General features: G+C 44.2%; 11 protein-coding genes. 3 read left to right on the top strand and 8 right to left on the bottom strand.

Annotated features, from left to right (window positions below):
- From FO442_RS06370 to FO442_RS06360, 3 genes are all read right to left on the bottom strand, one after another.
- The coding region (locus FO442_RS06370; protein ID WP_186279940.1) for a T9SS C-terminal target domain-containing protein at positions 1-2742 on the bottom strand (2742 nt) is incomplete at its 3' end.
- Between the two features lie 463 nt (positions 2743-3205).
- Positions 3206-4489: a M28 family metallopeptidase gene (locus FO442_RS06365; protein WP_144332317.1), complete on the bottom strand. Its 1284-nt coding sequence runs from the start codon at positions 4487-4489 to the stop codon at positions 3206-3208.
- The gene (locus tag FO442_RS06360; RefSeq protein ID WP_144332316.1) at positions 4482-5261 is read right to left on the bottom strand and encodes a hypothetical protein; all 780 of its coding nucleotides are present in this window, start codon (positions 5259-5261) and stop codon (positions 4482-4484) included. The genes FO442_RS06365 and FO442_RS06360 overlap by 8 nt, the downstream gene beginning before the upstream one ends.
- Before the next feature lie 171 nt (positions 5262-5432).
- Between FO442_RS06360 and FO442_RS06355 the strand changes: the two genes are divergently transcribed.
- Genes FO442_RS06355 through FO442_RS06345 form a run of 3 tightly spaced genes read left to right on the top strand, consistent with a single transcriptional unit; the run spans position 5433 to position 8666 of the window.
- A complete protein-coding gene (locus FO442_RS06355) occupies positions 5433-6008 on the top strand; it encodes a thymidine kinase (protein WP_144332331.1) in 576 nt (191 codons plus the stop codon).
- Positions 6005-8287, top strand: a complete 2283-nt coding sequence (gene alr / locus FO442_RS06350) for an alanine racemase (protein ID WP_144332315.1) — start codon at positions 6005-6007, stop codon at positions 8285-8287. The genes FO442_RS06355 and alr overlap by 4 nt, the downstream gene beginning before the upstream one ends.
- A gap of 28 nt (positions 8288-8315) precedes the next feature.
- A complete protein-coding gene (locus FO442_RS06345; RefSeq protein ID WP_144332314.1) occupies positions 8316-8666 on the top strand; it encodes a hypothetical protein in 351 nt (116 codons plus the stop codon).
- A 15-nt stretch (positions 8667-8681) separates the two neighbouring features.
- Here the strand turns inward: FO442_RS06345 and FO442_RS06340 are convergent, their stop codons facing one another.
- The 5 genes from FO442_RS06340 to FO442_RS06320 are packed head-to-tail and all read right to left on the bottom strand — an operon-like array spanning position 8682 to position 14216.
- Positions 8682-9440 carry an OmpA family protein gene (locus tag FO442_RS06340; RefSeq protein ID WP_144332313.1) on the bottom strand — a complete coding sequence of 253 codons (759 nt, stop codon included), beginning with the start codon at positions 9438-9440 and terminating at the stop codon, positions 8682-8684.
- 29 nt (positions 9441-9469) lie between these two features.
- Positions 9470-9877 (bottom strand): DUF7793 family protein, encoded by a 408-nt coding sequence (locus tag FO442_RS06335; RefSeq protein ID WP_144332312.1) that lies wholly within the window; start codon positions 9875-9877, stop codon positions 9470-9472.
- 4 nt (positions 9878-9881) lie between these two features.
- Positions 9882-10760 carry a methylated-DNA--[protein]-cysteine S-methyltransferase gene (locus tag FO442_RS06330; protein ID WP_144332311.1) on the bottom strand — a complete coding sequence of 293 codons (879 nt, stop codon included), beginning with the start codon at positions 10758-10760 and terminating at the stop codon, positions 9882-9884.
- 25 nt (positions 10761-10785) lie between these two features.
- Positions 10786-12645: a T9SS type A sorting domain-containing protein gene (locus FO442_RS06325; protein WP_144332310.1), complete on the bottom strand. Its 1860-nt coding sequence runs from the start codon at positions 12643-12645 to the stop codon at positions 10786-10788.
- Entirely contained in the window at positions 12645-14216 is a 1572-nt protein-coding gene (locus tag FO442_RS06320) for a T9SS type A sorting domain-containing protein (protein WP_144332309.1), read from the bottom strand. Before FO442_RS06320 ends, FO442_RS06325 begins: the two co-directional genes overlap by 1 nt.
- Positions 14217-14226 lie beyond the last annotated feature (10 nt).

Genomic DNA, 14226 nt, shown 5'->3' with positions numbered 1-14226 from the left:
CTCATCTTTAAAACAACATGGGTTCAAATAATCGGCTCCACTCCAGGTATCACATTCTGTTGCCTGGTCCGGATTGTAGGTGCCCGTTCGAAGCCAGTTCTTCGGTGATAACGAACCATCGTCCTCCACGAAATCTAGCCATTGTTTGGTGGAATCCGTGTACGAAATACTCGAAGATAACGGGTCCGTGTACAAATAAACCGAAGATGCTACCGCGGATGGGAAGTAGTATTTCTCCTGGGTAATCTCAATCGAAACTCCCCATTTGGGAACCACCTGCTCATTACCCTGCTGGATAGTCACATCCGATGTAACCGAATCCAGTAAGTTTCCGCCTTTGGAATCGTAGCGGTAAACAACCCAGCTGGCAGTATCGATTCCCTTGTATTCTGATGCGGCTGTTCCAGTTCCCGATACACCCACATAATCCCGGAATTTACATTCAAAGTAACCGCCTACCACGTTCAATGGATCTACCACTTTCACGTTGATCGGACCTCCGTTGTAATCGTATTCCAATTCTCCTTTGAATCCGTTCGCTACAATCGCATTCTCTGATGCCGTTGTCAGCTGCAATTCTCTTCCTCCGTTACCGATTCCATCCAAACGTGTGATACGTGGGGTGATGCCATAAGAAGCCAAATGCATCGTCCCCATTGCTTCAGGTGCGGGATCATGCGGGATCAACTCCAGTACTTTCACTTCCCCGATAGCTGCTTTTCTGCTTCCGAGAAACGGCTTCTTCTGTCCGTCCAATGCAATCGGATCAGCTGGATCGTAGGTTTTGAAATTATTGTACGCGTACGAAATTGCCATGAAATAGTAGCGTTTAAAATTGATCAATCGCCTGTCTCCGGAAGAGAATAAATCTTCCGTAACACGAAATGTATGCTGGATACCTAAATCCGCGCCTTTCACCTTTTCTACCGGAAAAGACGCCTGCAGGTTTTCATCAAATTCAAAATTTACCAGGCGTTTGACCCCGTCCTTAATATCCACCTGAGCAACTAAACGCGCCTTGGTCGGATCTTCCAGGTCAGAAACGCTGACATTTGATTTGTTTAGCTGGTAGATCATGTATCCCTGGAAACGATAATACTTATCTGCGTTGGGAAGAGATGTCACAATGAACGGATCGAACTCTACATAATCTTCGTGTTTGTTGTTTGATGCCGAGCTATTGGACAAATAGAGAATTAATTCATTCTTCAATTCCTGCCCTGTTAGTTCCGGAGCGTGAGGCCCCTCCAAAACACGAAAGCAGTTTTCAAATAATGCCTGTGCCTTATCATCTGCCAAACGCAATGATTTAACGGACTCGAACGGGTCTCCACCGGCAGATCTTGCCCACACCATTCCGACCGTAATATTATTGACAGCACCCGGTTTTAAAATAAAAGGGCCTGCGGACTGAAGAAAACGACGGTCGTAGGGTAAATTATTGGCTGTTTGTTCTGTCCAGACCGGTTGTGGAATTCCATCCGTTCCCCAGCCCAAAGGGTCCGTGTCATCCGGGAACATAAAATCGCACGTCACATTCGGATTCACTGTCGGATCTGAAATATGGCCGTTACCACCATAGTAAAACGGGGTGTTGTCTTTCCATCTTCCTCTGAGGAAATTATAATAATCTGCCGCATTGGTCGGATCGGTTTGATTCGGATTGGCACCACCTCCGGAATTGATATAATAGAGGAATCGTCTCATCCCATACCGTTCATTGTCCACAATTCCATCTCCGTAACCGATTCCGTTCAGAGCCTCACCAACACCGATTCCATAAGCATTGTCAATAGAATCATTATCCTGATACGGTCCTTCAAAAAAGTCTACACCTGCTGCGGGCGGATTCGTTCCATAACCGTAAAAACCCTGATTATCGCCGTCAACAGCATCTCCGTTATAAAAATATCCCAAACCGCGAGTGACATCACAACCCACATAATCATCATAAGGATCTCCCAATGCTCCATCGGTAAATACCCCGAAATACGTATCATACAAAGTTTGAGTTCCCCGGTTGATCAACTCGTAATTGTAAAAAGTCATATTGTTGATCTCGTCATTTGTCGCAAAAGCAAAAGCCTGTGCACGAATTTCCATTCCAATAGGTTCGCCGCCGGATTCCGTATGAATATTTCCCTTGTCATTCATCACCCACCACATATTGAAATCGCCGTAAAGAGAGACTCTCCGGTCGGTTTTACAATCTTTCGTTCCAGTGATATCGTACCACGGGTAATCTCCTTCTTCCCACTCATAGTTCCCATCGTTGTCACGGTCAAAGAACGGGGCCAAATTGTAATCCTGTCCTTTACTGACATCTCCGTGAGCCGGCCAGTTTTTAATAAAATCAGGAACCTTATAATTTGGAAAATTCGCTGATTGCAAACTGGTCCCATTTTGCTGGTCCAATACCCCTGCATTATACCAGGCATCGAATTGTCTTACCAAATCTTTACTTGAAGTAAAATGGTTATCGTATTTCAGGCATTCACTCGGATCAATTTCTGCGGTTGTGTTTGAAAGCGGTCCTGTCCAGTAATCTTGTCCTTGCCGGTAACGCAATGCAGCTAATTTCAGCTGACCGTTGACATCTGTTCCACCCAACCAAAGTGCCGAGGTGAAAAAGCACATGATTTTCGAATTTTTAGGAATTTCATATTGGGAGAAATTTTGACCCGGAACCTGCCACAAATTTCCGGCAGTATGTATCATTGCACGGACATTGTTGTACTCCATATAAGTGGTTTTATTTGCCGGCGCACAACTGGCAGCTTTTGTCTGAACCGGGGGCTTTATTTTGTCTATCCCTTGATATGACTGAGAATAGAGTGCTTTTGAGCAAATTAAAAAACCGATGACCAATAATAATCGCATTTCCTTCATAAATAGTTGCGAGTGAATATACTCAAAAATCCAGAGCAATAAAAAAGCACAGGACACGGATATACATTCCTTATCCTGTGCTTGTCTAACCGATTGCGGTTAATATTTGTGCAGCAGCAGTTCCTTCGGAAAGAAACGAAAACTAACTTATTATGAAACAACTCCTTCCCGAAAGGTTACTTTTGTTCTGTCAAGAACAAAAGTAATTTCAGAAGAAATTCAAACAAATACCTGAAAAGGTTGTTTTTAACTACTTGATGGAAGTGAATTGATGTCCCTTAAAAATTATTTACGAAGAGATGCGATTAATCAAAAATTAACGTTTCCAGCAAACAACCTTTTCGAAATCGACTAACAACTGATAAATTCCGTTAAACTTATTGAAGCTCAATTCTTCGTAGGTGTCATATACATCGTGGTAATGCTTGTTTGGTCCCATGGTATACATGAAGAAAGCCGGAACTCCTTTCTGGGTGAAGAAATAATGGTCCGAATTTGCCGCTGCTCCACGGGAAGCTACTTTCGGCAAAAACTGTTGCTTCTCGTTGATCGACTTTAAGGTTTCAAATTGTTCGGGGAACAAGGTCGCATTCACCACCGTTACACCTTCTTCACCGCTTCCCATAATATCCAGGTTGAATAAAAACTGGATCTCTTTCAGCGGGAAGATCGGGTTTTCCGTGTAATAATGGCTTCCCAGCAGTCCAACCTCTTCTCCTGCAAATGCCATGAACACCACATTCACTTCCGCCGGATTACTTGCGTAATACCGCGCCATTTCCAGCAAGAGTGCCGTTCCGGAAGCATTGTCATTTCCACCGGGAAAATACGTTTCCTGGCCCATCCGGCCCAAATGATCGTAATGCGCACTGAATACAAAATACTTCTTCGATTTCTTTTTCGCAGGAACATAAGCGATTACGTTCTTGGCGGTATGATTTATCATTTTTGCTTCCACCCGGACCCGGAAAATCCATTCGTCCAACGACGCGTCCAAGGCACTTGACTGAACCTGCAATAGCGCAAAACGATTTTGTTCCTGACTTACACTCCAGGTGAATTTCGTATCAACCAATTCAATGACCGGCATAGATTGGCCTAATGTTTTTGCCAATTCCTGTGCTTTTTTTAAGGTATCTCCTTTCCATAAGCTGAAATGAAAAGCAAAACCAATCCCTCCTTTTGAACCGCTCATCGCTGCTTCGCTGATTTTGTTCTTCAGTTTCTTTCCGTTGAACAGTTCATCGACCGAAATGCGGTAAATTTTCAAACTATCGGCAAAATAGGCAGGACAAGACGGATCAACAACAAATTCTTTCCCGGGAACCAATGTTTTTCCATTTACGGAACAAGCCATTTTACCCGGAAAAGTGTTCACCGGGAACCGGAAGGTCTGAAAAGGGGAATCCCGGAAGAATTTACATCCCATTTTCCCGAATTCATCTGCTATGAAACTCGCCGCAAGAGAATCTCCTCCGTTGACATAACCCCGGCCATGAAAAGCCGGCGAACACAATTTTTCTACCGTCAACCGGCCTTGTTCAACCTGCCCGAAACCGAGCAAGGGAATGAAAACCAGAAAAGAAAGGATCTTATGCATACTTGCGTTCTACTTTTTGAATCAACTCAATTGCCAATTGGCTCTCAACGTCCCAATGGTACTTATTTGCATAACTGCTTACCAAAGACCTTGCCTGTTCTTTCGAAGGAATATTTTCTATTTGTTCAATCAACTGGTTGAACTCTTCGTTCGAGCCGTTAAACAATTCTTGAATAATCTGTAAGCGTTCGTTAAATCCGAAAGCGCCTTTCAACGTTTCCAGGCGAACAGACATCAGGCGTGCAGCGAGTGTTCCGTCATTCGAATTCAACTTGCCGTAGATCGGATGCAAATCCTGAGTGTTTTCAATCGGAGCTGCAAATGCGGGTTCCGGAATTACCGGTGCTTTTTCTTCTTCAACCGGCTCTTCATGCGCAGGTCGAATTTCATCCACCGGTTCTTCGTCCATTACTTCCTCCACAACATCTTCGATCAACTCAAAAGGAATGGCTTCTTCTTCATCCGAATCCATTCCGAAGAGATCAAAGGATGGTTCTTCATGCGTTTCCCTGTGAGGTTCCTGCGCCTCAACGATCGGAGCGATCTCCTCTTTTCCTGGCATTTTTGAAACAGGTGTTTCTGAAACAGGTTTTTCAGAAACCGCAGTTCCATAAACTTTTGCTTCAACTGCTTTGTAACGCAAAATGATTGCGCGCTCATTCAATTGACCGGCAGCAGCCGCAAAAGCCTCCAATTCACCAAGAGTCGCTTCTCCCGACTTTATCTTTGCCAATAAAGCGGTCATTTCTTCGATCAATGCGTGCATTTCCATATTCCCTGTATTTCGAAATTTTTCAACATTTGTGACAACTTGTAAACCTCGTTTTCATTTAAACACGAGAAATCACAATTTTTGCAGTATAAAATTACAATTCAGGAAAACCCTTTTTGACTTAAAAGTGAATAGTTGTTTATATTGGATTGTTGATAACCTTGAAAAATGATGTTTTTAGAGCAAATTCCTTCTGAAGCAAGACAAAACGGATGGATTGAAGTGATCTGCGGATCGATGTTTTCAGGAAAAACCGAAGAACTTATCCGCCGCTTGAAACGCGTGGAATTTGCACAACAAAAATTGTTGCTTTTCAAACCTGCTATCGATAATCGCTACCACGAAGAACAGGTTGTCAGTCATGTGGGGTCTTCCCTTGAAGCAATCCCGGTAAACAGTTCGGAGGAAATTCTCAAACACTGGAAAAAGGAACGAGTTGTTGCCATTGACGAAGCGCAGTTCTTTGACTCCGGTTTGGTGGCCGTTTGTACCGATTTGGCGAAGCATGGTGTCCGGGTCATTATCGCCGGTCTTGATATGGACTACCTGGGTTTACCGTTCGGGCCCATGCCGGACTTACTTTGTATTGCAGAATATGTCACAAAAGTACATGCGATTTGCGTTTCATGTGGTAACTTAGCACAATACTCGCATCGGACAACGAAAGACGAAGGACAAGTATTGGTCGGGGCCGTTGAAACATACGAACCGCTTTGTCGCAGTTGTTACAATAAAATTGAGCATTGAGATTACATTATTCCATTGAAGCGTGTGCGGAAATTTTTGAAGCAGAAGTCCTTGGTTCCAGCCCGGATTCCATTCTTCACGTTTATTTCGATTCCCGCAAAATTCAACAACCGAAAGGAGCACTTTTTTTTGCCCTTTCCGGTCATTCCCGATCAGGAAATGAATTTGTTGCAGATGCTTACCGGCAAGGAGTCCGTTTTTTTGTAATTGCGAAAAATGCTTCCATAACATTCGAACCGGATGCCGTTTATTTCAAAGTCAATGATGTCCTGGCTGCTCTTCAAAAACTGGCAAAATACCATCGAAAACAATTTTCCTACCCGGTTGTTGCAATCACCGGAAGTGTAGGGAAAACGACTTTTAAAGAATGGATCTTTCATTGTATTTCCGACAAGTTCAAGGTTGTCAGAAGCCCGAAAAGTTTCAATTCACAATTGGGTGTTGCCCTCTCTCTGCTGGAAATGCATGAAAGTGCTTCCATTGCCTTTATCGAAGCCGGTATTTCCAAACCAGGTGAAATGAAGGTCCTGCAAGACATGATCCAACCCGATTACGGTATTTTCACTGCCTTCGGGAAAGCGCACCGGGAAAATTTTGCCAACAATGAGGAACACTTACTGGAAAAATGGACTCTTTTCAGGGAATGTCGTCTCGCATTTATCCCGCATGCATTTGCGGACCTGGAGAACCGCTTACCGGGAAATTTCCAGGTTTGCCCGACATACGAAAACCATCGTTTTCCTTCAGGTTATAGCGGAATGCTGGGTGTGCTCAATACATTCCTGGCTTATTTGCAATTCGATGCGAAAGAAATTGCGGAACGCATCGATTCACTTCCGACACTTGCTCTGCGCATGGAGGTTTTTGAAGGAATCAACGGAAATACCATTATTAACGACACCTACAACCTGGACCTGGATGCTTTGAGTGAAGCATTGATCTATCAGCGGCAACTCGCTCCCGGAAAGAGACGGATTGTCGTGATCGGGCTATCCGAAAAACACCCGCACGAGCGATTGGAAATCGAGCGATTGGTCGAATCCTTTAATCCCGATGAATTCCATTTTATCCCGGAAGGAAAATCCATTCCGTGGGAAGATTTCCACCACGCGGTTGTTTTGGTAAAAGCTCACAGGGACCGCGCTTTTGAATACGAAGTTGCCAGGGGAAAAGCACTCAAGCATCGAACGATTGTTGAAATCAACTTAAGCGCAATCAAACACAATGTTTCCTTTTATCAATCACGCCTGCCGAAAGAGGTGAAAATCCTGGCGATGGTAAAAGCTTCCTCTTACGGTTCGGGCGCAGAAAAAGTAGCTCCTTATTTGCAACGTGCCGGGATCAGCAATTTTGGAGTCGCTTTCGCCGATGAAGGAGTTGAATTGCGAAAATCGGGTATTACCTCATCGATTGTCGTAATGAACCCGGACCCGGAACACAGTGATTTGATCATTGAGCACCAATTGGAGCCTGCAATGTATTCCTTCGAGCAATTGGATGAATTTATTACTGCTCTCATTCATCGCAATATATCCGCTTACCCGATCCATTTGAAGTTCGACACCGGGATGCACCGCTTGGGGTTTTCCCCATCGGATAAGGAACGTGTGTTGGCGGTGATCCATTCGCAACCTGAAGTGCAAATCAAGGGAATTTACTCCCACCTGGCCGATGCCGATAACCCGAACCACAGTTCATTTACTCAAAAACAACTGGCTTCCTTTGATGCAATTGTTTCTTATTTCAGAGCGCACAGTTCGGATTCTTTTTTGGCACACATTCTCAATTCAGAAGGTTCTTTACGCTATCCGGAACATTGCTACGATATGATCCGGTTGGGGATTTCCATGTATGGTTATACTGAAAACAACGCATTGAAAACCTCCCTGCAAGCAAGTGTTTCCTGGTACAGTTCCATCTCCCAGATCAAATTGGTTCCAAAGGGTGATTTTATCGGGTACGGAATTTCCTATGAGGCTATGGAAGACATGACGATTGCGATTATTCCGGTTGGATATGCGGACGGATTCAGACGCAGTTTAAGCAATGGAAAAGGGTGCGTTTATATTCATGGTATCCAATGTCCGGTAGTGGGACGGGTTTGTATGGATATGATCATGGTTGATATCACTTCGGTGAGTGCAAAGATCAACGATATTGTAGAAATCATAGGACAAAACCAGCCGATGGATGTGTTTGCAAAAGCAATGGATACCATTCCGTATGAAGTCATGACCGGATTGTCCAGACGGATGCACCGGGTATACGTGGAGGAATAAACCATATTAACGAATCAACAGGTTTCCTATGGCAGCTTTCAAAGAAACTAAAAAACTAAAAGAATTTACTCACGAAGATTTAAATCTACCTGAAGCATCTATTGAACCGGAAGGTGTTCCTGAAAAATTTATCGTATTTCAAACTTACTATCCTTTATTGCATCGTTACGTACCTTTTTGGGCAGACGAAAAAATTTACGCATTTCAAAAGGATGGTCATATATATCGCGTACCGGAAAATATTAAAGATCACATAGAATTAGAACATCCCGTAAAAACTCCTTGGTGGTATTATTCTGGTTTTATAGCCTCAATAATTCTAATTGCAGTACTTTTAGTGCAAGCAGGATTTGCCATTTATGAATTGGAAAGTCACTAATACCATCAGAGAAAACTATTCTGTTTTCCGGTAAAAAATCGCTTCTACCCGGCGGTTCATAGACATGTGTACTTCGGAATCATCCGGAACCAATTCCATACTATTACTAAATCCTTCGGCTCTCATCCGATTTTTGTTTACTCCATTGCTAATCAAATACTCCATCACTGCTTCGGCACGTTTTACTGAGAGCGGCATATCATTATCGCAGCAAACATGACCGTGCAATTTCACTAAAAGTGTTGTGTCTTCCAGCATGATCGTTTTCAATTTCTCGAGATTCGGAAATGAACTGGTTAAAAAGTCTGCTTTTCCCCCTACGAAATTGATATTCAAATTGACCGGCTTATTGAGTTCGAAACGTATTGCTGAACCTGCAACCGGAGCTTTAATATAAACCAGCACATCCACTCTCCGGTTCAATTCATCCGGAGCAATCCGATAACCCGAAGTTTCATTTGCATTGACCGTTTCTATTTTCACGTGATTCATTGACGCGCTTTTTAATAAGAACTCCACGGATTGCATCCGATCGGCAGCCAACTCCATATTTCGTTTCAAAGATCCGGTTGAATCCGTATACCCGACCAATTTAACAAGAGAAACAGAGGATGCCTCTATCTTCTCCAATTGGGAAAGTATGTAATCCCCATCCAGGATCTCTGATTGATTATATCCAAAAAAAGCACTGATTGAATCCTTTAAGACTTCAGCTTGTCCCTGGCAAAAAGCCGGTAAAAAAAGGAGGATGGGTAAAAGTATGATTGATTTCATAAGCTGGTTTTAGATAAAACGAAAAACCGCTATTTCGTTACATCTGCTTTTGAAATCCAACGATGTGCATCTTCAAAATTAGAAAAGGTTTTCATAGGAATTGGCGGTTTTTTCATTCCGTAAATCAGGTTAATGATAAAACCCGTCAGTTTATTCGGAGCGATCATAGCCATTGCCGAATAAGTCAAGGGAAGTTCTTTCGCTGCCAATTCACGGGTTGCTTTGTCCGGAACCGGTGATTTTGCAATTGAGATGATCAGCTTAACCGGTTGATACCCGTTGAGTGATTTGACCAAAGCGACATTCGAAGCAATGGTTTCAACAGTGCGGTTACTAGGCTTGGATTCCGCATAAATGGTTTGCTCATCTACACGCCAATACTTAGCCAGTTCTGATTCTCCGATAATTGGATTTTGTAGTAATTCTTCCAGTTTCATGTGTTTATTTTTCAATTGCCAATAACCATTGCTTACGCCAGCTCCCCCAGCGAAAAGAACCTATTTTACCACTGTGATGCAGCACCCGGTGACACGGGATTAATAGTGCAACCGGATTTGAGCCAACAGCTGATCCAACCGCCCGGGATAAATTCGGATCACCCAGTTTTTGAGCCAATGCTCCGTAAGTTGTCAACTCCGATTTACCCAACAGCTGCAATTCATTCCAAACCCGAACCTGGAATGAAGTCGCTTTTACTGCGATTGGAATAACCGGAATGGCTCCCGTACCTGTAAAGTAAGACATCAACGCCTGGTAAGCCAATTCGTGTAATTCTGTGCGCTCTTCACGGATCATACTCTTGGGGAAAGTCTTTTTCAAACGGATGGATCCGACTTCAGAATCTTCAAAAGTCACCTGGCAAAGTCCGGATTCATGACTCGCGATAAAGACATTTCCCAAAAAATAAGGGTAGATGGAATAATACACTTCTTCCGGGGATTCCTCAATGATCCGGATATCCAAATCAAGGTGAGTTGGCGGAACGTCGTGCATTTCATCCAATGAATCAAAAATAGAAAGTTGTGCCTGTTGTCTGCCGACTTGCGTCAAGGATGGGGAAAAGGCATCCTGCACGAACCGGATCGGGTCTTTTTCCAGGTACTCCTGGAACAAATGTTGCGTCTCCCATTCTCCCAGTCCCAAATGCTTTGACAGTTCTTCGATGGTCACCCCAATTTGCTGGGAATCAAGCATCCATTTCAGGGTCTTGAAAAGCAACTCCATGCGGGGAGACTGGTATGAAAAATCGGCTTCCATTTGATGAACGAAAGTTACGAAAAAAACAAAAGGAGTCTGCCGATTGACATGGACTCCTTTCACTCTAACCGGATTTACGAATCCACTACTACTCTTTTATCACTTTTGACAGAACGTAACTCGTTCCGTTCTGGATATATAAACTATACATTCCCGCCGGTAACTCATGAATATCAAACATCCATTGCGAAGAACCCGCCTGTGCTTTCCATTGCTCTTTCAAAGAAATCTTTTTCCCAGCATGGTCCACCAAATAAATCTCACTGATCTCCTGGAAAGGCAAGCTGAGATTCAGGAACAGGTTTTCGGAAGCGGGATTTGGAAAAAGACTCAGAATAACCGGTGCATCTTCATTCAACCCTGCAGTACTCGGTGGAACATATGGATAGTATGGGCAAGTCGGAAGTTGAAATCCCTGGATTCCGTTTCGGGGAATACTTGCCGCATTCACAGCTGTAAGATTTCGCGACAAATGAGTTGTCTTAAACGAAGCAGCATACGAAAACCCGGAATTCCTGCTGTCAATTGTATTGACATAGTACCAATCCGCCTGCGTTCGGGCTTTATTGATATCCAATATCACAAATCCATGAGCCGACAATTCTGCAAACTTGATGTGTGAGTTTGCCAGCATCAATGCAGACGCTCCACCAGGAATATTCATCCCGGGAGAAGTAACACTCGGCGCTACAAACTCCACTCCTGCCGAACCACTTCCGGTAGAGCCGTTGTAACCGGATGCCGGAATGTCATTTGCCCAGGACGAATGAATATCTCCGGTAATGACTACCACATCTTTGATATCATATGTCAAAATGTGGTTAATTACCCGGTTTCTTTCGGCAGGATAACCATCCCATTGGTCTCCGTTTAGCGCCGCTCCAAACAAAGTAAGCGGGGCAATCATGACTTGCTGTGCCAATACTTTCCATTGTTCCGTACTTTGAGAAAGACGTGTTCCCAACCAGGAAAACTGATCTGTACCAAGCAATTGTCTCGTAGTTGAAGTTACTGTACTTCCGCTGGTTCCTGCCTGTTGGTCCCGTCCATGCAAGCGGGTATCCAACATGATCAGATCTGCTAAATCACCGTATTTAATTTCCCTGAAAATCTGGTACGGATCCGTAGTTCCCGTAACGCGGATCGGAAGCCATTCAAAAAACGCCTGCTTTGCCGAGGCTTTGCGAGCTGCAAAACTTCCTTCGTTTACCTGGTGATTCTCCGCACCATTCATCCATGCATCATTGGCTGTCTCGTGGTCATCCCAAACTACGATCATCGGGAATTGTTGGTGCAAATCACGCAAATCATCATCCAGGCGATAAGTTGAATAACGTGCCCGATAATCAGAGAGTGAAAGGATCTCATTGGATGGCTCCCATTGTCTGTTTACAGTTGGATTGGGGGAATATCCTCCGGATTCATATTCGTAGATGTAATCCCCTAAACAAATCACCGCATCAAAATCATTCCGTTCCTTCAATGCTGAAAACACATTGAAATAACCTGCTTCAAAATTAGCGCAGGAAACCACAGCAAAACGCAAACTGTCACAATCACCAACCGGTGCCGTACGTGTTCGTCCGATGACACTTTTTAAGGTGTCCGATTTAAACTGGTAATAGTAGGTCGTATTTGGTTCCAATCCTGTCGGGTCCACTTTCACGGTATAATCTTTTGTCTGATCAGTCAGTACCACTCCGCTTTGTAATCCAAGGGTAAATAACGTATCCTTTGCAATTTTCCATTCCACAATTTGGGGTAAATTACTTCCATTCTCCGGCGTAATGCGTGTCCATAAAATTACCCGATCGGATAAAGGATCCCCCGAAGCGACTCCATGATAAAATGGTTTCAAACACGCATTTACCGATTTTGGAGTATGCTGACTCATTCCATAAAAAGGAAGAAGCAATAAAATAAGACAATGGGATGCTACCTGTTTCATCAGTTTTTAATTACTTTTTTCACTACCGAATTTTCTCCCCGATTCAAAAACAGCTGATAGGTTCCCGAAGACAGGTTTTCCAATGAAATGACAGTTGGTTCAGCCGACAACGAATGTCTGTTCACATAAACAACTCTTCCGGAAAGATCAATCAGACTTATTTCTGCATTTTCAACCGGGGAATCGGTTGTCAATTGAATTTCATGTGTTGTTGGGTTCGGGAAAATATCCAGTTTGATATCAGAAGCCAATTCCATTACGGATAATTCGCTGCATCCCAAGAAGTAAGTTCCGTTTCCTGCAGAAGCATTACCCGAACCTGCCGTTAAGGTTGTTGTTGGATTTATTACTGCTGCTGAACAGATCGGGACAAATACTTTGATCCGGCCTCCGCCGCCAGCCCCACCTGATTGTCCTGGATTTCCGTTATTTGAAGTCAAAGACTGCGAACCGCAAAAAGTTGCTGAATAATTGCAGGAAACACCAGTTCCGCGTGCTCCGCCATCACCACCGTTTCCGCCTTTTACAGAAAGGGTTCCCGTAATGGATGCATCGGCATCGGCAAAAAGAAGAATTCCACCGCCTGAGCCACCACCGGCTCCTCCTGCACCACCGGAACCTGTAGAAAGTGTTGCTTCGCCACAATCATCACAACCATCCGAACAACATTTAGGTGTCGCTCCACCGTTACCGCCGTCACCGTCTGCCTGGCCATTTTCACCATTGACAGAAATTGTTCCGGTTACATTCAAGTTTGTTGAAGCGGGAAGAATCACGGCTCCTCCGCCGGCTCCTCCGTTACCGCCTGCCAATCCGATATCAAAGGATCTTCCACCTCCACCGGCTCCTGATCCACCGGAACCTAATTGGATGTCCATTCCTGATAAGGTTCCGTATACCACTCCGCTCGTTCCGCCGGTTCCACCTGCTCCACCCTGTACAGGATAAGCAGAAGAAACACTGAGTCCGGTTGCAACGTAATCAGATGTTCCTGCTCCGCCGTTTCCGCCGATACTTCCGGTTCCACCATAACCGGCACCCGATCCGCCACCGGCACCTCCCGATCCGGCAATCATCCCTGCTTCGTCGTCACTATTTAAACAGATTTGTTTAGGACCAGAACCGGTTCCACCATTAAGCGAAGCTGCAGCTGCTCCCGGACCACTTCCAGGTAAACCGGATGCTCCACCGCTCAATTGCACCAATCCGTTATTGTCCTTATTCGAACAGGAATTAATTGCTGTTTGATCCCCTGTTAAACTGGTAACTGTTTGACCGGGTGCACCACCTGTTCCTCCGGGATATCCGGCATAATCGCCATTAATTGCACCATCGATCACAATTTCAGAAGCAATGATTTCCAACGAACCACATGAATTGGTTGCATATGGCTGTACAAAAACGGTTGTTCCGGTTGTTACCTGGAATTTACCCGTAATCCGGTATACTCCCGACATAAAAGTAGAACTACTGACGATCATATTCCCTGAAACGTCTGTGGTATCACATTGAGCCATCGTTGTTTGTGCAAACACAATACACAGCCCTAAAAGCATTTTATTCTTGATCATTTCTATTAAC

The sequence above is a fragment of the Fluviicola chungangensis genome, assembly GCF_007558725.1.
GTDB lineage: Bacteria > Bacteroidota > Bacteroidia > Flavobacteriales_D > Crocinitomicaceae > Fluviicola > Fluviicola chungangensis.
This window is presented reverse-complemented; position numbering and strand designations above follow the sequence as displayed.